This is a genomic window from Billgrantia sp. C5P2, from assembly GCF_051062895.2.
In genome coordinates this window covers 3,401,478-3,421,998 of record NZ_CM128542.1, presented here as the reverse complement: position 1 = coordinate 3,421,998, position 20,521 = coordinate 3,401,478, and the positions used below count along the sequence as shown (strand labels likewise).

At 63.9% G+C, this 20,521-nt stretch carries 19 protein-coding genes; 16 read left to right on the top strand and 3 right to left on the bottom strand.

Going from position 1 to position 20,521, the window contains the following annotated elements:
- Window positions 1-44 precede the first annotated feature (44 nt).
- Window positions 45-518 carry a PepSY domain-containing protein gene (locus ACRWQA_RS15735; protein ID WP_434228203.1) on the top strand — a complete coding sequence of 158 codons (474 nt, stop codon included), beginning with the start codon at window positions 45-47 and terminating at the stop codon, window positions 516-518.
- 130 nt (window positions 519-648) lie between these two features.
- Here ACRWQA_RS15735 and ACRWQA_RS15730 read toward each other — a convergent pair whose 3' ends face one another.
- Window positions 649-1,554, bottom strand: a complete 906-nt coding sequence (locus ACRWQA_RS15730; RefSeq protein ID WP_263582976.1) for a LysR family transcriptional regulator — start codon at window positions 1,552-1,554, stop codon at window positions 649-651.
- 164 nt (window positions 1,555-1,718) lie between these two features.
- On the opposite strand from ACRWQA_RS15730, the gene ACRWQA_RS15725 reads away from it, so the two are divergent.
- The 10 genes from ACRWQA_RS15725 to ACRWQA_RS15680 all read left to right on the top strand — a co-directional run bounded on the left by ACRWQA_RS15725 (window position 1,719) and on the right by ACRWQA_RS15680 (window position 13,323).
- Window positions 1,719-3,395 carry a GMC family oxidoreductase gene (locus tag ACRWQA_RS15725; RefSeq protein WP_434228201.1) on the top strand — a complete coding sequence of 559 codons (1,677 nt, stop codon included), beginning with the start codon at window positions 1,719-1,721 and terminating at the stop codon, window positions 3,393-3,395.
- 174 nt (window positions 3,396-3,569) lie between these two features.
- Window positions 3,570-3,776, top strand: coding sequence for a cold-shock protein (locus ACRWQA_RS15720; RefSeq protein WP_010629501.1), 207 nt, complete (start codon window positions 3,570-3,572; stop codon window positions 3,774-3,776).
- 201 nt (window positions 3,777-3,977) lie between these two features.
- On the top strand, window positions 3,978-5,747 hold the full coding sequence (locus ACRWQA_RS15715) for an SLC13 family permease (protein WP_263582978.1): 1,770 nt from the start codon (window positions 3,978-3,980) through the stop codon (window positions 5,745-5,747).
- A gap of 91 nt (window positions 5,748-5,838) precedes the next feature.
- Entirely contained in the window at window positions 5,839-6,501 is a 663-nt protein-coding gene (locus tag ACRWQA_RS15710; protein ID WP_263582979.1) for an alpha/beta hydrolase, read from the top strand.
- A gap of 6 nt (window positions 6,502-6,507) precedes the next feature.
- On the top strand, window positions 6,508-7,440 hold the full coding sequence (locus tag ACRWQA_RS15705; RefSeq protein ID WP_434228198.1) for a prenyltransferase: 933 nt from the start codon (window positions 6,508-6,510) through the stop codon (window positions 7,438-7,440).
- A 185-nt stretch (window positions 7,441-7,625) separates the two neighbouring features.
- Entirely contained in the window at window positions 7,626-7,853 is a 228-nt protein-coding gene (locus ACRWQA_RS15700; protein WP_434228195.1) for a hypothetical protein, read from the top strand.
- 13 nt (window positions 7,854-7,866) lie between these two features.
- Window positions 7,867-8,532 (top strand): NADH-quinone oxidoreductase subunit K, encoded by a 666-nt coding sequence (locus tag ACRWQA_RS15695; protein ID WP_434228193.1) that lies wholly within the window; start codon window positions 7,867-7,869, stop codon window positions 8,530-8,532.
- Window positions 8,532-10,022, top strand: a complete 1,491-nt coding sequence (locus ACRWQA_RS15690) for a complex I subunit 5 family protein (protein ID WP_434228192.1) — start codon at window positions 8,532-8,534, stop codon at window positions 10,020-10,022. The genes ACRWQA_RS15695 and ACRWQA_RS15690 overlap by 1 nt, the downstream gene beginning before the upstream one ends.
- Window positions 10,019-11,524, top strand: coding sequence for a proton-conducting transporter transmembrane domain-containing protein (locus ACRWQA_RS15685; protein WP_434228190.1), 1,506 nt, complete (start codon window positions 10,019-10,021; stop codon window positions 11,522-11,524). Before ACRWQA_RS15690 ends, ACRWQA_RS15685 begins: the two co-directional genes overlap by 4 nt.
- The gene (locus tag ACRWQA_RS15680) at window positions 11,521-13,323 is read left to right on the top strand and encodes a complex I subunit 5 family protein (protein ID WP_434228189.1); all 1,803 of its coding nucleotides are present in this window, start codon (window positions 11,521-11,523) and stop codon (window positions 13,321-13,323) included. The genes ACRWQA_RS15685 and ACRWQA_RS15680 overlap by 4 nt, the downstream gene beginning before the upstream one ends.
- 48 nt (window positions 13,324-13,371) lie before the next feature.
- Here ACRWQA_RS15680 and ACRWQA_RS15675 read toward each other — a convergent pair whose 3' ends face one another.
- On the bottom strand, window positions 13,372-14,784 hold the full coding sequence (locus ACRWQA_RS15675) for a PhoH family protein (RefSeq protein ID WP_434228188.1): 1,413 nt from the start codon (window positions 14,782-14,784) through the stop codon (window positions 13,372-13,374).
- Window positions 14,785-15,246: 462 nt separating this feature from the next.
- On the opposite strand from ACRWQA_RS15675, the gene ACRWQA_RS15670 reads away from it, so the two are divergent.
- Entirely contained in the window at window positions 15,247-15,888 is a 642-nt protein-coding gene (locus tag ACRWQA_RS15670) for a cell division protein ZipA C-terminal FtsZ-binding domain-containing protein (RefSeq protein ID WP_434228186.1), read from the top strand.
- Window positions 15,889-16,197: 309 nt separating this feature from the next.
- A complete protein-coding gene (locus tag ACRWQA_RS15665; protein WP_446326195.1) occupies window positions 16,198-17,895 on the top strand; it encodes a methyl-accepting chemotaxis protein in 1,698 nt (565 codons plus the stop codon).
- A 91-nt stretch (window positions 17,896-17,986) separates the two neighbouring features.
- Here ACRWQA_RS15665 and ACRWQA_RS15660 read toward each other — a convergent pair whose 3' ends face one another.
- Window positions 17,987-18,577, bottom strand: coding sequence for a YqaA family protein (locus tag ACRWQA_RS15660; protein WP_434228182.1), 591 nt, complete (start codon window positions 18,575-18,577; stop codon window positions 17,987-17,989).
- 140 nt (window positions 18,578-18,717) lie between these two features.
- On the opposite strand from ACRWQA_RS15660, the gene ACRWQA_RS15655 reads away from it, so the two are divergent.
- From ACRWQA_RS15655 to ACRWQA_RS15645, 3 genes are all read left to right on the top strand, one after another.
- Window positions 18,718-19,212: an AAC(3)-I family aminoglycoside N-acetyltransferase gene (locus ACRWQA_RS15655; RefSeq protein ID WP_263583929.1), complete on the top strand. Its 495-nt coding sequence runs from the start codon at window positions 18,718-18,720 to the stop codon at window positions 19,210-19,212.
- Window positions 19,213-19,230: 18 nt separating this feature from the next.
- A complete protein-coding gene (locus ACRWQA_RS15650; protein ID WP_434228179.1) occupies window positions 19,231-19,770 on the top strand; it encodes a GNAT family N-acetyltransferase in 540 nt (179 codons plus the stop codon).
- Window positions 19,771-19,859: 89 nt separating this feature from the next.
- Window positions 19,860-20,477 carry a LysE family translocator gene (locus ACRWQA_RS15645; RefSeq protein ID WP_434228178.1) on the top strand — a complete coding sequence of 206 codons (618 nt, stop codon included), beginning with the start codon at window positions 19,860-19,862 and terminating at the stop codon, window positions 20,475-20,477.
- Window positions 20,478-20,521 lie beyond the last annotated feature (44 nt).

The following is a 20,521-nucleotide window of genomic DNA, read 5'->3' as shown; positions in this document are numbered from 1 at the left end:
CGAACGGGGCACCTAGAACGTGACCATGAATGGAGGCACTACCCATGAAACGCAAGATGATCCTGATCGGCTCACTGGCCACCCTGATGCTCGCCGGCACCACGGTGCAGGCCGACAATGGCAGCTTGGCGACGGATCGCCTCGATGAGGTGCTGGAGCGGGCCACATCCTTCGGCTTCCAGCACTATCAGGAAATCGAGGCCAAGGGCCGCGACAGTGTCGAGATAGAGGGCTGGCTCGATGAAGAGTGGCAGGCCGAGGTGCGCCTGTCGCTGGAGAATGGCGAGACTCTCGAAGAGGAGCGCAACCGCCGCGATGGCGAGGCCTGGGGCATGAGCGAGGACGATGTCCGCATGGCCATGGAGGCGGCGGTGGCCGAAGGCCTGGCCGAATTCGACGAGATCCAGGTCGACCGCGACGGCCGCATCGAGATCGAGGGTCGCGACGCCGACGGCCGCGAGATCGAGGTGCGCAGTCAGCAGGGCGAGAGCGGTGTGACCGACGTGGAGCGCGACTGAGCCTGCTCGCCGGGGGCGACCCCGGCGACGCCCCAAGCCATCGAAAACAAGCTATCGAGACCAGGCGATCGAGAAAGCGAACAGACGTAACACACAGGGCCCGGCGCGTCATTCGCGGCGGGCTCTTTGTTCAGGGCAGGCCGCCCCACACGCTCTCCAGCACTTCCAGTACCGCCGCGATGGTGGGTTCATCGCTGCGCTTGCGCTGCCACACGAAGCACAGCGCGCAGGGCAGGCGCAACTCCTCGACCACCGTCAGTCCGCGCTCCTGGCGCTCGGCCATGGCCAGGGCGTCACGGGCCAGGCTGAGCCCAACGCCGGCGCGTACCAGGTCGAGCATGCAGGCCTCCTGGTCCACTTGGGCCACGCCGTTGGGCGTCAGGCCGAGCGGATCGAGCACGCCACGCAGCAGCCGGTGATGGGCCGAAAGGGCCGGCGTGACGATCCAGGGTAGGGCGGCGAGGCTTGCCCAGGCGGTGTTGGCCACGCGGCTGCCCCAGCCCGGCGGGGCGACCACGTGATAGTGGAAGTGGGTCAGCTCGCGGTGAGCGATCTCCGGCGCTTCCGCCCCAGGCCCTTCCCCGGGTGGCGCGAGGAAGAAGCCGACGTCGAGCTCATCGCGACGTATCCACTCCAGTACGCTGCCGCTCATGCCGTGCTGTAGTTCGGTCTCGAGTTGCGGGGCGCGCTCCACCAGGCGGTGCAGGAAGGCGCCGAGGCGAATGAACTCGGGGTCGACGATGGTGCCGATGCGCAGCCTGCCGTGCAGTGTGCTGTGCAGGGCGCGGGCGCTCTGCTCGAAGGCGGCCATGGCGGCCAGCGCGCGCTCCGCCGCCGGCAGCAGGGCCTGGCCATCGGCGGTCAGCGCAAGCCCCTGGGGGCGGCGGCGGAACAGCGTCAGCTCCAGCTCCTCCTGGAAGTGCTTGAGCTTGAGGCTCACGGCGGGTTGGGTCAGGTGCAGCCGTTCGGCGGCCCGGGAGACGCTGCCTTCACGGGCCACGGTGACGAAGGCACGCAGGGCCTGGGGATCGTGCATGCGGGCTGGCCACGCAAGTGAGTGATATGAGCGAAGCTTATATCTGGCTTTGTTATTACTCAATTGATCCTGGCACGCGTCGCGGTAGTCTGAACCCACGACATAACAACGATGCATGGTCTGGCCCGGCTCGCCGAGCCCGAACCATCGAGAGAGAACATGCCATGGCAGAGCAGGAATTCGACTATATCGTGGTGGGTGCCGGCACCGCCGGCTGCCTGCTGGCCAACCGCCTGAGCGCCGATTCCGCCAACCGGGTGCTACTGATCGAGGCGGGCGGTCGCGATAGCTATCACTGGGTCCACATCCCGGTGGGTTACCTCTACTGCATCAACAATCCGCGCACCGACTGGTGCTTTCGCACCGAGCCCGACAAGGGACTCAACGGGCGCTCGCTGATCTACCCGCGCGGCAAGACCCTGGGCGGTTGCTCCAGCATCAACGGCATGATCTACATGCGTGGCCAGGCCCGCGACTACGACGGCTGGGCGGAGGTGGTGGGCGACGATGCCTGGCGCTGGGAGAGCTGCCTGGCCGACTTCATCAAGCACGAAGACCACTATCGCCTCGATCCCGGCGGTGACGCCGATGCCGCCCACCGCGACTACCACGGACACGGTGGCGAGTGGCGGGTGGAGAAACAGCGGCTCAAGTGGGAGGTGCTCGACGACTTCGCCGAAGCGGCGGTGCAGGCCGGCATTCCGCGCACCCGTGACTTCAACCGCGGCGACAACGAGGGCGTCGACTACTTCGAGGTCAACCAGCGTGACGGCTGGCGCTGGAACGCGGCCAAGGCCTTCCTGCGCCCGGCCTGCGAGAAGCGTGGCAACTTCACCCTGTGGCATTCCTCCCAGGTGCACCGGTTGCTGTTCGAAACCGAAGAGGGGGGAGGGCCCCGCGCCACCGGCGTCGAACTCGAGCGCGACGGCGCCATCGTTCAGGTCAAAGCGAAGCGTGAAGTGATCCTGGCCGCCGGGGCCATCGGCTCGCCGCAACTGCTGCAGCTTTCGGGCATCGGCCCGGCGGATCTCCTGGCCGAGCACGGCATCCCGCTGGTGCACGAACTGCCCGGCGTCGGCGAGAACCTGCAGGATCACCTGCAGATTCGTTCCGTCTACCGGGTCACGGGCGCCAAGACCCTCAACACCCTCGCCGCCTCGTGGCTGGGCAAGGCGAAAATCGGTATGGAGTACCTGCTGCGGCGCACCGGGCCCATGAGCATGGCGCCTTCGCAGCTGTGCATCTTCACCCGCAGCAGCGAGGCCTACGAGCATCCCAACATCGAGTACCACGTTCAGCCGCTTAGCCTGGAGGCCTTCGGCCAGCCGCTGCACGACTTCCCGGCGATCACTGCCAGCGTGTGCAATCTCAACCCCACCAGCCGTGGCAGCGTGCGCATCAAGAGCCGCGACCCGCACCAGGCCCCGGCCATCTCGCCCAACTACCTCAGCACCGAGGAGGATCGCCGCGTGGCGGCGGATTCGCTGCGGGTCACGCGGCGCATCGCCGAGCAGCCGGCCTTCGCCAGGTACCGCCCGGAGGAGGTCAAGCCCGGTGTGCAGTACCAGAGCGACGAGGAACTGGCGCGGTTGGCCGGCGACATCGGCACCACCATCTTTCATCCGGTGGGCACGGCCAAGATGGGCCGCCCCGACGACCCCATGGCGGTGGTGGACTCGCGCCTGCGGGTGCTCGGTGTGGCGGGGCTGAGAGTGGTGGATGCCAGCATCATGCCCACCATCACCAGCGGCAACACCAACTCGCCGACGCTGATGATCGCCGAGAAGGCGGCGAGCTGGATTCTTGGTGGTGGTAAGAATCCTGACACACAGGCAAAATAGTATTGACGTGGGAGCGCGAAGAGCGCAAACTGCGCGCAGTTGGTTAGCAAGTCGAACATCGCAAGTGGTCATCGAAAAGCTCATGGCGTCGATTTCCCGGTGAAAAGTTTCTTGTTTTACCCACTGCAACTCGGGTATCTCCCGGAAAATCAATGCTGTTAGAGGAATTCGATAATGGCAACTGGCACTGTGAAGTGGTTCAACGACACCAAAGGCTTCGGCTTCATCTCTCCGGACGACAACGGCGACGACCTGTTCGCTCACTTCTCCGAGATCCAAGCCGACGGCTTCAAGACTCTGCAGGACGGTCAGAAGGTCTCCTTCGACGTCACTCAGGGCAAGAAAGGCCTCCAGGCTTCCAACATCAAGGTCATCGGCTAATCGCCATTCGATCGTGATGTGACTGCGCAAGCAGTTAGAAAAGGCCCGCTCAGTGCGGGCCTTTTTCGTATGCGCAGTGTTTACCGCCAGCGGCCAGCATTATTCGATAAAGTTATTTAAGAATTTCTAAAAATAACTTTTTAGAATAAGTATTGCCAGTGCACAATAGCCCGAACGTTCTCTTGCGTACGGACTTTTCCCATGCCGCTGGATGCCTGGCTCGCCCTTGTCGTCGTCCTCGCTGTCTTTCCACTGATGGCGTTCTCCCGCCTCGGCCCCGATATGGTATTGCTGGGGGCGGTCATCCTGTTGTTGACCTTCGGTGTGATCGATCCGGCCCAGGCGCTGGGTGGCTTCTCCAGCACCGGCCTGTTCACCGTGGCCTTCATGTACGTGCTGGTGGCGAGCATTCGCGAGACCGGTGGCATCGACCTGATCATTCGCTACGTGCTGGGGCGGCCGCGTAGCGAGAGCGGCGCGCTGGCGCGGCTGGTGATCCCGGTGGCCGCCCTCAGCGGCTTTCTCAACAATACCCCGGTGGTGGCCACCTACATCCCGGCGGTGCTGAGCTGGAGCCGACGCCTGCAGCTACCAGCGCATCGGCTGCTGATGCCGCTCAGCTTTGCCTCGATACTGGGCGGCACCATCACGCTGATCGGCACCAGCACCAATTTGGTCGTGCACGGACTGGTGATGGAGCGCTACCCGGAGCTGGCCATGGGGCTGTTCGACATCGCCTGGGTGGGGCTGCCGGTGGCCGTGATCGGTGCGCTCTACCTGATCCTGGTGGCGCCGCGCCTGCTGCCGTCACGCCGTGGTGCGGCTTCGGTGTTCGAGAACCCTCGCGAATACACCATCGAGATGGAAGTCGACCCGGCCGGCCCGCTGGTCGACCGCACCGTGGAAGAAGCGGGGCTGCGTCATCTGCGTGAACTGTTCCTGGTGGAGATTGAGCGCGAGGGTAACGTGGTCAGCGTGGTGGGCCCGGGGGAACGCCTCAAGGGTGGCGATCGCCTGGTGTTCGCCGGTACCTCCGACGGGGCCGTCGAGCTACAGCAGGTTCGCGGTCTGGTACCTTCGCGGCAAGGTGAGTCGAGCCTGGAGAAGGAATTCAAGGAGCGGCGCCTGGTGGAGGCCGTGGTCTCCGACCAGTGCCAGTTCGTAGGCAAGCGCATCCGCGACGGTCACTTCCGTACCCTGTACGGTGCGGCCGTGCTGGCGGTGTGCCGCGGGGGCGAGCGGGTGGCCGGCAACCTTGGGCAGGTACGCCTGCAGCCCGCCGACGTACTGCTGCTGGAAGCCCGCCCGCCCTTCATCGAGCGGCATCGCCAATCGCGGGACTTCCTGCTGATCAGCCAGGTCAACGGCGCGGCGCGCCCCAACCACGAGAAGGCGTGGCTGGCCTGGAGCATTCTCACGGGTGTCGTGGCGCTCGCCACCTTCGGTGTCATGAGCATGATGAACGCCGCCATGCTGGGGGCGGTGCTGGCACTCGCCACCGGCTGCTGCTCGGTGAGTGGAGCCAAGCGTGGGCTCGACACCCAGGTGCTGCTGACCATTGCCGCCTCGTTCGGCCTGGGCGCCGCGCTGGAGAGTTCGGGAGCGGCTTCCACCCTGGCGGGGCTGGCGCTGGGCCTGGCCGATGGCAATCCCATGCTGCTGCTGGTGGGCACCTACCTGCTGGTGGCGCTGCTTACCGAGTTGGTCACCAACAATGCCGCGGCGGTAATCACCTTCCCCGTGGTCATGGCCAGTGCCGAGAGCCTCGGTGTCAACCCGATGCCCTTCGTGGTCGTCGTGATGTTTGCCGCCTCGGCGAGCTTCCTCACGCCCATCGGCTACCAGACCAACCTGATGGTGCATGGCCCCGGCGGCTATCGCTTCGCCGACTTCATGCGCGTCGGCGGATTGCTCAACCTGTTGGTCGCGGTCGTTGCGCTGATCCTGGTTCCGCTGGTATGGCCGTTCTGAGAGTGCCCCGTGCCGAAGCCAGCGCGGCACACTCGCCGGGAACATGTCTTTGCGGTAGGGTGACGTTTTTCGATTACCACGGAAGAACCCCATGAGCCATCCCGGCGAACTGATCATCGAGCCGAAGAGCGGTACGGCCGACGCATGTGTCTTCATCCTGCACGGCCTGGGCGCCGATGGTCACGATTTCGAACCCCTGGTACCGGCCCTGCCGCTGGCTCAGGGGCTCAACGTACGCTTCGTGCTGCCCCATGCGCCGCGTCTGCCGGTAACCATCAACGGCGGCATGGTAATGCCGGCGTGGTACGACATTCACGAGATGAGCCTCGACCGTCGTGTCGATACCCAGCAGCTGGTGAGCTCCGCGGAGCGCATCCAGGAACTGGTGCAGGAGCAGATCGGGCACGGCATCGACAGTCGGCGCATCATTCTCGCCGGCTTCTCCCAGGGCGGGGCGGTGGCCTACCAGGCTGCACTCTCCTTCGATGCGCCACTGGGTGGGCTGCTGGCGATGTCGACCTACTTCGCCACTGCCGACTCCATTACGCTCTCCGAAGCCAACCGCGAGCTGCCGATCGAGATCCATCACGGTTCGTTCGATCCAGTCGTGCCCGAATCGCTAGGCAAGGCGGCCTACCAGCGCCTGCAGGCCCTGGGCTATCCGGTCCACTACCAGAGCTACCCGATGGCGCATGCCGTGTGCCCGCAGCAGGTGGGCGACATCGCTACCTGGCTGAACGCCCGCCTGGGCTGACAGCCCATGAGCGACACCACCGCTGACGCATCGCTGCTGCGCACCTGCCTGCGCAGCAGCCGGCCGAACTTCCTGATCCTGGCGCCGCTGTGCGCGGGGCTGGCGATCACCTCGGCGCTAGCCGACGGTTACCCGGTTGCCGTGCTCGATGCACTGCTGGTGCTGCTCGGTGCCCTGCTGGCGCATGCGGCCGTCAATCTGTTCAACGAGCACCACGATTTCTACTCCGGCCTGGACCAGATGACCGAGCGCACGCCGTTCTCCGGCGGCAGCGGTGCGCTGCCCGAACGGCCTGAGGCCGCCGATGCGGTGCGTGCCGCGGCGCTTTCCTGCCTGCTGGGAGTGGTGCTGATCGGTGTCTGGTTCCTGTGGCGTGCGGGCCCGGTCATGCTGCTCTATGGCCTGTTGGGGCTCGGCCTGGTCGTCGCCTACACCGGCTGGTTGACCCGCCGCCCCTGGCTCTGCCTGCTGGCGCCGGGAGCCGGCTTCGGCATGCTGATGGTGCTGGGCGCCCATCACGCGCTCACCGGCACGCTGACGGCCACGGCAGTGGCGGCGGCGGTGATTCCCACGCTGATGGTCAGCGCGCTGCTGCTGATCAACCAGTTGCCCGACATCGACGCCGACCGACGGGTGGGGCGCGATCATCTGGCGATTCGCCTGGGTCCACAGCGTGCCGCTCGGCTGGTTGCGGTGTTGCTGGCGCTGGCCTTCGGTGTGGTGCCCTTGGCCTGGCTGGCCGGGGCCCTGCCGGGCGCGGCCTGGCTGATGTGGCTGACGCTGCCGGCCGCGGCTTGGCTGATGCGTGGACTCTGGCGCCTGCCGCCCGAGGTCGAGCGCGATCAAATGGGGCCGCTGCTGCCGCTGATGGGCCTCAACGTCGCAACGCTGCTGGCAAGCTTGGCCCTGCTCAACATCGGGCTTCTTGTCGCTGCTTGAGGCCGTTCTCGCTCTGCAGGGCAGGCCGGGCTCCCGGCGCGGCGACAGACGATATGGCAGACAAGCTCGGACTCTGACAGGCTGTAGGGTAATGGTCCTGCCTGGTTGGAACTCAGGGGTTGAGTGAGGCAGGATCGATCCCAAGGTATTCAATAGTGCGTGGTCAATAGCACAAGGAGACTGTGATGATGCCCGATATGTCCGAGGAGTTGCGTTTGCCCGTGTCCTGCCCTAGCTGCGGCAGCCACCTCTTTCGTGTTTCCAAGGTCCATAACCCGGACGACAAGGTGTTCTGTGCCTCCTGCAAGCGCTTCCTGTGTCTCTATCACGAAGCGCAGGACATGCTGGAGAAGGGGCCTGGCGATGAACTCGAAGCCATGATCGAAGAGGTCGTCAACCGCAACCACCACTAAGGTGCGCTTGCCGATGCCGCCATTCGAGGAGCTGCTGCTGGTTGCGATTCTGCTGCTGCTGGCAGTGGCGTCACTGTTCGATCGTCATCTGGTACGGGCCTGCACCTGGTTCGTGATCTTCGGCCTGACGGTTGCGTTGGCCTGGGCCCGGCTAGGGTTGATCTGGTTGGCGTGGCTCGAATTGGTACTGGGCGCCATCCTGACAGGCGCCTGCCTGTTTTATGCCTTGGGAGTGATGCCCGGGGTCAGGAAGCCGCGGGGCTTTTTCGCTCACTGGCACGATCCGGTGCCCCTGACTTGGCGGCTCGCCCTGGAGCGCTTGCTGCCGGCACTGGCCGTACTCGCCATGCTGGGCGCTGCCCTGGTCGCTCTCGACGATAGTGGTTCCGGTTCACTGCGCCCTGGGGGGTTGGGGTTGCTTGTCCTGGGCCTCTGGGCGTTCGCCCTGCATCGCCACCTGCTGCGGCGACTACTGGCATTCAATGTCATCGGCACGGGCATCTTTTTGCTGCTCATGTCCCTCGCCGGAGCCGAGGCGCTGCCTGCCGCCCATGGCCTGGTCATCACCGGTCTGGTGGTGGCCCTGGTGGGAACCGCGCTCGGGGCGCTGCTGGTGCGACGGATCGAGGCGCTTGAGTCGGGGCAGGGGGTTGCGTCCCGCTCGGACGGCCGGTCGTAATGGTCGAGCGCTTGGGGCTGCTGCCGCCAACGGATCAGGTCGAGGGCGCGGTGGCGCTATGGGCCGTCCTCGGCCTGCCGCTGCTGCTCGGCGTGTTCGGCGGCGTGGCGCGCCCCACGCGTGGCTGGCACGTTGGCGTGGCTGGCGTGTTGCCGCTGCTGGTCCTGGCCTGGCTGTTTGGCGAAATGGGCAGCGGGCCGGGCCGGAGCTGGGCGATCGAGCTCGGTCCCCTGACGTTGCTCTGGCGCCTCAACGGGCTGGCGTTCATCCTGCTGTCGTTGACCTACCTGATCGTACTCGCCAGCGCGCTCTATACTCCCGCCTACCTCCACGCGGAGGCTCAGGACGAGTCCCGGGGACATGCCTGGTACTGGCCGCTACTCGGCCTTTTGACGTCGAGCCTGTCACTGATCTGGCTGGCGGCCGACCTGCTTTCGCTCTACCTGGGCCTCGAGCTGATGGGGCTGGCAGCCGTCGGCCTGATGCTGCTGACGGGCAAGGTCGAGGCCCTGGTCGCAGGGCTGCGCTACCTGCTGCTGGCGCTGGTGGGGTCATTGGCCTTCCTGCTGGGCGTTTCGCTGCTGCTGGGCGCCTGGGGAAGACTGGACCTGGTCGGGCTGGCCGAAGCCGCCAAGCCGGGGCCGCTGCTGTGGGTGGCGCTGGCACTGCTCAGCGCGGGGCTGTTGCTCAAGGCCGCGGCTTTTCCGCTGCATGCCTGGCTCGCTCCGGTGCATGCCTCGGCCTGGATTCCGGTCAGTGCGCTGCATGCCGGGCTGGTCATCAAGGCCTCGTTCTTCGTTGCCCTGCAGCTATGGCTGATGTTGGTGCCCGGTGCGGCAGTGGCGGCGTGGATGATAGGTGGCATGGCCGGTGCCGCGGTGATCTGGGGCGGCGTGATGGCCTGGCGCGCGACAGGACTCAAGGAGATAGTGGCCTGGTCCACCGTCTCGCAGTTGGGTTACCTGCTACTTGCGTTCCCGCTGTTGATCGGCACGGACCCCGCCGTCGCCGCGCTGGCCTGGGAAGGCACCTGGCTGCAACTGGCCGCCCATGGCCTGGCCAAGGCGGCCATGTTCCTGTCCGCCGGCAACCTGATCCTGGCCACCGGCGAATCCCGGGTCGAGGGCCTGGCCGGCGCCAGCCGCCGCTTCCCGCTCTCGCTGCTCAGCTTCGGCATGGCGGCGATCAGTCTCGTCGGGCTGCCGCCGAGCATGGGCTTCACCGCGAAATGGTTGCTGCTGCATGCCGCGCTGACCGGAGGCCATTGGCCATGGATAGCGGTACTCGGCATCGGTACGCTGCTCAGCGCCGCCTATGTCTTCCGCGTCTTCCGCTACTCCTTCATCGAGGATGCGCCTGAGTTCGAGTTTCGCCCGGTGCCATGGAGTATGGATGCCATCGCCCTGCTGCTGGCACTGGCAGCCCTGTTGCTGGGGCTGGCGGCGGAGTGGCCGCTGGCACTGTTGCGCGGCTCGGGAGGCGAATCATGAACCAGGCCTGGCTGCCGATAGTGACCCTGGCCACCTCACTGCTGGTGGTACCACTGATCTTCGTCATACCGGAGCGAGCCTGGCGGGCACGCGCCGTGGTCAACCTGGCGGCGGCGTTGCTCAAGCTGCTGCTGGTGGCGTTGATGGTGCTGGGTTACTACCTGGGGCACGATTTCGCCTTCGGATTCACGGTGGTGGAAGGTGTCAGCTTCCTGCTTCAGGTCGATGCCCTGGGGCTGATGTTTGCCGGCCTTTCGTCGCTGCTGTGGCTGGCCACCACCGTCTACGCCATCGGCTATCTCGAGGATTCGCCCAACCGCAAGCGCTTCTTCGGCTTCTTCAGCCTGTGCATCGCCAGCACCGTGGGTATCGCCCTGGCCGGTAACCTGTTTACCTTCCTGCTGTTCTACGAGCTGTTGACGCTCTCCACCTACCCCTTGGTGGTGCATCGCGGCCATGGCAAGGCGCTGGAGGCGGGCACGGTCTACCTGCGCTACACCCTCGCCGGTGGCCTGATACTGCTGCTCGGCGTGGTGGCGTTGCACGTACTGGTGGGCGATGTCGCCTTCGGCCAGCGCGAGAGGCTGGCCGACCTCGGCCCCGAGGCACACCCCATGTTGACCGTGCTGTTCGTGGTGCTGCTGGTGGGGTTGGGGGTCAAGACCGCACTGGTACCGCTCCACGGCTGGCTGCCACGAGCCATGGTGGCGCCGGCACCGGTGAGCGCATTGCTGCATGCGGTGGCTGTGGTCAAGGCGGGTGCGTTCGGCATCGTGCGGCTTGTGTACGACGTCTATGGCATAACGCTGGTCAACGAACTGGGGCTGCTGACGCTGCTCAGCGTCGTTGCGATCGTGACCATCCTGTACGGCTCGGTGAAGGCGCTGTCGCAGCAGGAACTCAAGCCTCGGCTGGCTTACTCCACGGTCAGCCAGGTCTCCTACATCGTGCTCGGGATCAGCCTGTTCGGGCCCTTCGGCACCATCGCGGGGCTCGTCCACCTGATGCATCAAGGGCTCATGAAGGTCACCCTGTTCTACTGTGCCGGCAACTATGCCGAGGAACTCGGCATTCATCGTATCGACGAACTCGACGGCGCCGGGCGGCGCATGCCGTTGACCAGCATGGCCTTCACCGTGGGGGCGCTGGGCATGATCGGCCTGCCGCCGATAGCCGGTTTCATCAGCAAGTGGTACCTGGGCCTGGGGGCGATGGAGGCCGGCATGCCCTGGGTGATCGCCGTGCTGATGGCCAGCAGCCTGCTCAATGCCGCCTATTTCCTGCCCATCCTGCACCGGCTGTGGTTCCGCCCGGGCCCGGCACACGGTGTCGGCCAGTGGCCCGAAGAGCGCAACCTGGGGCGCTTCGAGACCAGTGCCTGGCTGCTGCTGCCGACTGGCGCCACGGCGCTGTTCAGCATTCTCGTGGGGCTGCTGGCCGGGGTTCCCTTCAGCCCGCTGGATCTGGCGACCGTCATGGTGAGAGGGGAGTATCTGCCATGAGCCTGATGCTTCCCGTAGCATTGTTCTGGCCACTACTGGTGCTATTGCTCAGTGGGCTGCGGCTGGCCATGGAGCAGGGTGGCCGGCACCGCTGGAAGCCGCGCCAGGCACTGCTCGACGGCTGGTGGATCTCGGCACCGCTGCCGGCGCTGGCCCTGGCGCTGTGGCCAGGCGAACTCTCGCTGGCAATGGAGAGCTGGCTACTGGGCGGCCTGTGGCAACTGGACGCGGCGCGCCGGCCCTGGCTGCTGTTCAGCGCCTTGCTGTGGTTCCTGGCCGGCTGCTATGCGCGCGGCTACCTGGCCGGAGAACAGCGGGAAGCCGAAGCCGAAGCCGGCGACGAGGCCATCTTCCGTCGCTTGCTGCGCTTCGCTCTGCTGTGGCCGCTGACCCTGTTCGGCAACCTGCTGCTGATCGTGGCCGAGGACATCCCCAGCTTCTACATGGGATTCGTCATCATGACACTGGCCGCCTACGGCCTGGTGGTGCACACCGGGGATCGCGATGCCAGGCTCGGCGGGCTGGCCTATATCGTCATGGCGCTTGTGGGGGAGGCATTGATCCTGGGCGGCTTGCTGTGGTCGGCGGGCAGTGTGGAGGCGCTGACCCTCAGCGAGCTGCGAGCGGGCATTGCCGAGGCCGACCAGGGGCTGTGGATGGCGTCCCTGCTGTGGTTGGGGTTCGGGGTCAAGGCGGGCGTGATCGGCCTTCACGTCTGGCTGCCGCTGGCGCATCCGGTGGCGCCGACGCCGGCCAGCGCCGTGCTCAGTGGGGTCATGGTCAAGGCCGGCGTGCTGGGCTGGCTTTACACCTTGCCGCTGGGGAATGCCGAGGCGGGGCTGGCTCGGCTGGGGGAGACCATCATCGCCGTAGGGTTGATCGGGGCCTTCGTGGCCGCCTTGCTGGGCGTGGCCCAGCGACACCCCAAGGCGGTGCTGGCCTACTCCAGCGTCAGCCAACTGGGCATGCTGACCAGCCTGGTGGGCGTGGGGTTGTCGACGCCCGCGCTGTGGCCGGCGCTGCTGGCGCCGATGGCGCTGTTCGCCGGCCACCACGGCATGACCAAGGGTGCCCTGTTCCTCGGCGTGGGCATCAGCGAGCATCCCCCGCGGCTGCCGGCATGGCTGATCGTGGCGCTGCTGGTGCTGCCAGCGCTCTCGCTGGGTGGCGCACTGGCCTCGGGGCTGGTGGCCAAGGGGTTCATGAAGGAGGTGCTCTACGAGGGCGGGCACTCAGCGTTGGTGAGCTGGCTCAGCCTGGCCGCCGTGGGTAGTACCCTGCTGATGGTGCGCGCCTTGTGGCGTCAGTGGCGTCGTCGCGGTGAGCCTGCCACTTCCTGGCGTTCACCCATGTTCCTGGCCTGGCTATTCGCCGTGCTGGCGGCGGCGGCTGTACCATGGTGGCTGCCGATCGGCGAGCCCGGCGTGACTTGGCCATCGTTGAAGAAGCTGCCCGGGTTACTGTGGCCGGCGGCGTTGGGGCTGGTCTTGGCCGGTCTGACGCTGCTGGCAGCGAAGGCGGGGGGGAGAGCGCGTCGCGTCACGGATCGCCTGCCGGCGGGCGACCTGTGGTGGGCCTACTTGGCCTTGGCGAAGCGGGTGGCGGCGGGGCTGAGGAGGGCCGGTGCTGCGCTGGAGTCCCGCGGCCAGCGGGTACGTGAACGCCTGAGGGTGGAGGAGCGTCGTGTCATGGCCTGGCTCGGTGACCTGGCCCGCCATGAACGCACCTTCATCCACATGGCCGTGCCGCTGATGGTGGGGGTGGCGGTGCTGCTGGCGCTGGGGTTCTGGCTGGGCTAGTGCAGGCGAACCCAGGCCTGGGGTTCGCCCAGGCCTGGGGGTCCGTTTTTACAGCAGCTCTTCTCCAGCCAGCGCCAGGCGCGAGCGCTCCACGCTGCGCAGGGTCACGTGGCCGGCATGGGGCCAGTTGCTGAAACGTTGTACCACTGCCGCCATGCCGCAAGTGTTGGCGGTGAGGTAGGGCGTGTCGATCTGGCCGACGTTGCCCAGGCAGACGATCTTGGTGTTGCGCCCGGCCCGGGTGAGCAGGGTCTTGAGCTGCTTGGGTGTGAAGTTCTGTGCCTCGTCGATGATCAGGAAGGTATCGTTCAGGGTTCGCCCGCGCATGAAGCCGGGGGCGCGGATCTGCACCCGGGAGCCGATCAGGCTGCGTGTCGCGTCCTGGCTCCAACTGGTGCTGCCGTCATGCTCGTCGCGCAGCAGGTTGTCCATGTTGTCGTGGAAGGCGCCCATCCACGGCGACATCTTCTCCTCCTCGGTGCCGGGCAGGAAGCCGATGTCCTCGCTCATCGAGATCGGCGCCCGGGTGAATACGATGCGCTCGAAGCGCTTGGCGTCGAGGGTTTGCTGGAAAGCCGCCGCCAGCGTCATGAAGGTCTTGCCGGTACCGGCACTGCCGGCGATGGTGACCAGGTCTATCTCATCATCCATCAGCAGGTTGAGGGCGAAGTTCTGGCGGCTGTCGTGGGCGTGAACTCCCCATACGCCATCCCTGTGGCGATAGTTGGTCAGCAGTTGCAGCCGGGCCTGGCCGGGGCTCAGTTCCCGGACGATCGCCTCGAAGCTGGCCCCGTTCTCGCTATCGGAGATCAGCATGCCCAAGTGCCAGTCGCTGGGAATCCGACCTTGCAGCCGATAGAAAGTGTGGTGGTCGACTCGCTCCACCTCGACCTCGACTTCCATCTGATCCCAGGGGCCGCTGCTGCCCTCGGCATCGGGGTAGATGCGCACCCCTTCGAGCATCACGTCACTGTCGCTGAAGGCGCGATCGGTGAGGTAATCCTCCACCGGTACGTGCAGGGCGGCGGCCTTTACCCGCAGGTTGATGTCCTTGGTTACGAGAATGACGGACGCATCGGGACGTTCGTCGCGCAGCCGGCAGGTCTCTGCCAATAGCACGTTGTCGGGGCTCTCCTCGAGATGTTCGAGCGGCTTCAGCTCCGGGTAGCAGAGAAACACGAGTTTGCCGAGCGTGGTGCCGCCGGCGCGTGGGATCGGTATGCCTTGTTGAATTTCGTCGAAGGTGACCTGATTGGTAAGGTCGGAGAGGGTACGGCTGACCTGGCGGGCGGTTCGGGCGATCTCGCGCAGGCCGTTCTTGAGCTTGTCGAGTTCCTCGAGCACGGTCATGGGGATGACCACTTCGTGCTCCTCGAACTGATACAGGGCAGCGGGGTCATGCAGCAGGACATTGGTATCCAGCACATACAACCGCTTGGCTTTCTTGTCGAGTCGTACCATCGGGGCAGCGCTCCTGAGTTGACGGCACCAACAACACTGGCCTTCACATCATTCCATGGTATGACAGTCCGGCTTTCTGGCGGCCAGTGTCACTTCGAATAGCGGGCTCCTCTATGGCTTTGATGTCTCCTAGCATGGCGTTTCACCGCTTTGGTTGCCATTGAAAAGCTTCAACGCAAGCCGCATGGCAAAACTGGTACGTTGGGTGTTGGTTTGGTGAATCGTCATGGCACGGCTGGGAAGGCTCGCCGACGTAGCGACACGCGACTCGGCGAAAGGAGGGCGCTGCCCCGCTAACGTTGATTGCGTAGATAGCGATGCGTAGCGTAACGGCGTAATCTGCACGGAAACAACAATAGCCCAACACGACGTTGCCCGGTGGGAACGCAGATCGATGCGAACGTAGGGAATGTCGTCGCAGTTGGGAATGCCCATGGGCCAGCGAAGGTAGAGGTACGCAGGATGGATCCGGTCATAGTGGTGCTGATCGTGGCGGGAGTGGCGTTGCTGCTCGCGCTGGTGTGCATGGTGGCCTTCGTCAAGAGCCGCAACGCACGCAACGAACTCGAAGAAACGCCACTGGCAACGCGCCGTGTGGCAGAAGCGATACCCGAGCCCAGTTCGGAGGAAACCGCTCGGCCGGTAGCGGTCGCTAAGCCAGACGCACAGGAGCCGATGCATCGTTTTCAGGTTGCCTCGGCCAAGGATATCCAGCAGTGCCTGTTCGTGATCCTCGAGTGGCCGGGCCTGGATACCAACCGCCGCCTTGCGCGCCTGCTCAAGGAATACAACGCCAACTACGACGCCAAGCTCGGCGTCTATACCATTCGCGACCCGCTCGCCGGCTACAAGCTCACCATCGCCAACTCGTCGCCGCCCGGCACCCTGCCACCTATCCACGAAGGCGACGACCAGCCCACCGTGCCAGGCGTCTCGATCCTGATCCACTTCCTCAACAAGCGCAGCGTGGCGCGCAACCCCGAGACACTGATCCATATCACCCAGTCGATCGCCTCCCTTGGCGGCCACATCCTCGATGCCGAGCGTAATGCCGTCAGCAACGAGGAGTTTGAACAGCTCAGGCAGCATGCGCAGATAAAGTGAGCCCGTGATCCAGAAAGGCGGAATATTTATCTTTGGCTTTCTTTTTTAATTTCCTTAATTTTAATTTAATGTATTTAAATAAAATAATTTATGAGATTGCTATCGGGATAATTCCCGCTCAGTCTATTTTTTCCTCATTTTCTTTTGTTTTTTTTGATCTAAGTCAAGCCTTTTTAAAAGCCATTCTTACCTGTGTTAATTGCTGCCCCGCTAGGCCGATACCTAGAACTGGCTGAGCTACCCGGCCACTCGGGAAAAAGTAATCCGTCAATGGAAGCAGTGACACGACAACCGCAGGTGATGAAAAGAATGCAACGTTTATTAATGAAGCTATCGATAAAAGCTGGCCTTACTGGCGTGTTAGTGACTTTTACCGTGCTGATCGCAGTTGTCGCCTTCTTGGGCTACAAGTCAAATACTTTGGGAGAATCGTCCATCACGGAGCTGAACACATTCAATTCACAGTTGAATGAGCTTAACCGCGCACAGGTGAATGCTGCCGATACGCAGTTGAGCTTTCTCAATCATCTGGATTCACTAAATGAAGGCCAGGCGATACTTGCTCGTCAATATCTTGAGGCGGGAGAGCGGTTTTTGAGCCGAGCTAATGAGCGCTTCGCCGCATACGTTGCGGTTCCCAAATCCGAGCAAGGGCAGAGCCATGCCGATACACTCGAGGAGGTTTTCAAGCGCCTCATGGAGTTTGGGCTCAAGCCTCAACTGGCAGCGTTGCAGCAGGGAGATGAGGCAGCCTATCGGACTGCCAAGCGTGAAGGCGACCTCATCAACCAGGAGTTCTTCGAAGCCAACCAGGCATTCATGGAGTTCGCCAATGCTCGTGGTAACAATCTCTTGGGTAGCTTCGATTCCACTATGGATTTCTACACTACCGTGAACGTTATCGCCCTATTGTTCGTGGCTTTCTGCATCGTCGCGGTGCGCATGGGGATGATGCGGGTCCTCATTCGTCCGCTTGATGAAGCGGTACAGCACTTCGAGCGCATGGCGAAGGGTGATCTTTCGCATGCCATCACCGACCGTGGGCGCAACGAAATCGGCAAACTTTTCTCCGCCATGCAGCACATGCAGACCGGGCTTTACCAGACGGTTTCCACGGTGCGCGACAGCAGCGGCTCGATTCATGTGGGCGCGCGTGAGATTGCCAGCGGCAATGCTGACCTCTCCTCGCGTACCGAGGAGCAGGCGGCTTCCTTGCAAGAGACCGCAGCCAGCATGGAGCAACTGACCGCCACGGTGCGCCAAAATGCCGAGAATGCGCGCCAAGGGAGTAGTCTGGCCAAGGATGCCTCTTCAACCGCCGGCCGTGGAGGTGAGGTGGTCAAGGAGGTCATCGATACCATGCATGGCATTACCGACAGCTCGCGCAAGGTGGCGGATATTATCGGTGTCATCGACTCGATCGCCTTCCAGACCAATATCCTGGCCTTGAACGCCTCGGTGGAAGCGGCTCGGGCGGGCGAGCAGGGTCGTGGCTTTGCTGTGGTGGCGAGCGAAGTGCGTAACCTGGCAAGCCGAAGTGCGGAAGCCGCCGGCGAGATCAAGCGGCTGATCGAAGCCTCGGGCGAGCAGGTCGCCAAGGGCGCTACGCTGGTTGAGAGTGCCGGTACCACGATGGAGGACATACTCACCTCGGTGCGCCGTGTCAGCGACATCATGGACGAGATTGCTGCCGCCTCGCAGGAGCAGAGCTCCGGTATCGAGCAGGTCAACACGGCCGTATCGCAGATGGACGAAGTGACCCAGCAGAACGCCGCGCTAGTTGAGCAGGCTTCTGCAGCGGCGGCATCGCTCGAGGCCCAGGCCGAGCAGCTCGAATCCGCTGTCTCGATCTTCCGCCTCTCCGACAACGAGCTGTCTCGCGTTAGCGCTGCCTCGTCGGTGCCAGCCCTGCCGGGGATGGCGGCGGCGTCGCAGGAGGTTGCCAGGATCACCAAGCGACTGACCCAGCCTTCTCGTCAAGCCGAGCCGGAATGGGCCGAGTTCTAAGGCTAGCTGCTCATGGAAGAAAACCGGGGCGCCATTGGCGCCCCGGTTTTCATGTATCTCGGCAAGGGGGGAGCGCACGAAGATGCTGGATTCATGTGGTCACCTCCTGCCACACCCAGATGCCGCACAGTACCAGCAGTACCAGGCCGACCTTCTTGGCATGACGCTCCCATAGCCTGAGCGCCGCGTCGCCAGCCAGGGCGACGAGCAGGGCGAGCCCGAAATAACGCACGCCACGACCCAGCATTGCCGCCAGCAGGAACAGCGGGTAAGGGTAGCCGCTTGCTCCGGCGGCCAGCATGGCGGTCTGGAAAGGTATCGGCGTTACGCCAATGGTGGTCACGGCCAAGAATCCATCTGCCTGCAGTCTAGAGCGAAAGGTTTCGAAGGCTTCCTGGCCGCCGAATAGGCCGACCAGTTGGTTCCCCCACTGCTCCATGACGGAAACCCCTAACAAATAACCTAGCGATGCCGCTACCAGGTTGCCTGCCAATGCCACGCCGGCAATCGTCCATTTACGCTCGGGATGGCACAGCATCCAAGGGATGAGGATGACTTCGATGGGGATCGGCACCAACAAGGTTTCGAGCATCGAGGCGCCGAACAGCAGCCAAAGGGCATGAGGTGAACGATTCAGGCGGTCGAGCCAGTCCCTGGCGGAAGTCAGATGAAGTCGTGCCATGGCCGATTCGCGTCCTTGCGAGTGGAAAAACTTGAGCATAGCCCATTGAATAGCGCATAACGGTGCTGCTGACCAAGCATTACCGATCCGGATAAATGCTCCGGCAGGACGTGACTAAGCTAGTAAGAAGAAGGTGAATGATGGACGCAGCCGCTGGATTTGTTATCGAGACGCTTTCATCCCACGACACCAGGTGGATGGATAAGCTGCTGACCGTATTCGGTGAGGCGTTCAACGAAGTAGATACCTATGGTGCCGCCCGCCCCGGTCGAGCCTACATGGAACGCCTGCTGGCAAGCGACATCTTCATTGCCCTGGTGGCCCGCAAGGGAGACGAGGTGGTAGGCGGCCTGGCCGCCTACGAGCTGCCAAAGTTCGAGCAGGAGCGCAGCGAGATCTATATTTACGACTTGGCGGTAGCCGAAGCACACCGGCGTGAGGGTATCGCCACGGCGCTGATCGAAAGGCTCAAGGCGATTGCGGCGCAGCGTGGCGCTTATGTCGTCTACGTTCAGGCGGATATGGGCGATAGCCCTGCCATCGAGCTCTACTCGAAACTCGGCGTTCGCGAGGACGTGCTGCACTTCGATATACCGGTGCCGCTTAGCTTGGAGCCGGCCAGCGCCCAATCATGATGTCGTTAGGGAGGACCCATGTGTGATTTGGAAACGCCGCGCCTTCGGCTGCGCCCACTGACTACCGGTGACTTGCCGGCGCTGGCCGAGATGCTCGCCGACCCGGAGGTGATGCGCCATTCACTGCGCGGCGTTTGTGATGACATGGCCACCCGCATCTTCCTCGACTGGTGTTTCGACTGTTACATCAAGCACCGCACAGGGCCGCTGGCACTGGTGGACAGGCAGGACGGCAACTTCATCGGCTTCTGCGGCGTATCACCTGAAAAGATCGAAGGCACCATGGAGTTGAACCTGGGCTACCGGCTTGCCAGGCGTTACTGGGGCCAGGGGCTGGCAACCGAAGCCTCTATTGCTGCGCTAGGGCATGCCTTCACCGACAAGCGTTTCGATTCGATCGTCGCGATCGTCGAGTCGGCGCACACGGCATCGGTGCGGGTGGTGGAGAAGGTGGGATTCGGCTGCTTCGAGACGCTGGAGTTCCACAAGCGGCCGGTGCGCCTTTACCGTATGCAGCGAGCGCAATGGCAGCAGCGGCTGGCAGCCGAGCCCCACTGAGCGGGTATGGCTCATTCGACCAAAGGCAGACTCAAGCAGGGCTACCCGCTGAAGCAAGACAAGATCTATAGAAAATCAGGAAAACGACCATGAGCCTGACGACGCTATTGCTGTTCATACCGGCCTGCTTCGCGCTCAACCTGGCGCCGGGCCCCAATAACCTGCTCTCCATGAGCAATGCCAAGCGCTACGGTGTCAACGTTGCCTGCCTGGCGGGAATCGGCCGCTTGGTCGCATTCGTGGCGATGATTGCACTGGCGGCCTCCGGGCTTGCCACGCTGCTGTATGCCTCGGAAAAGCTGTTTCTCGTTATCAAGCTGCTGGGGGCCGCTTACCTGTTCTGGCTGGCCTACCAGCTGTGGTTCGCCGAACCTGGTGAGGAGCGCGAATTTGAAGAGCGGCAGCGCAGCCTGCTGGGGTTGGCACGCCAGGAATTCCTGCTGGCGGCGGGCAACCCCAAGGCGATCCTGATCTTCACCGCCTTCCTGCCGCAGTTCGTCGACCCTACAGGCCCCGTTGCGCTGCAGTTCACCGTTCTTGGCGCACTCTTTTTGATGCTCGAGTGGGTCGCCATCGCCGGCTACGCTTATGTCGGCGCTTTCCTGCGCCAGTGGTTCTCGCGCCCCGCCATGCGACGGTTGTTCAATCGAGGCTGTGCGGCGCTGCTTGGTAGTGCGGGGGTGGGCTTGCTGGTGGCTCGTCGGTAATCACGAGCGGCAGTGTATCGTTGGCCAGGGAATAGAGGAGTCGC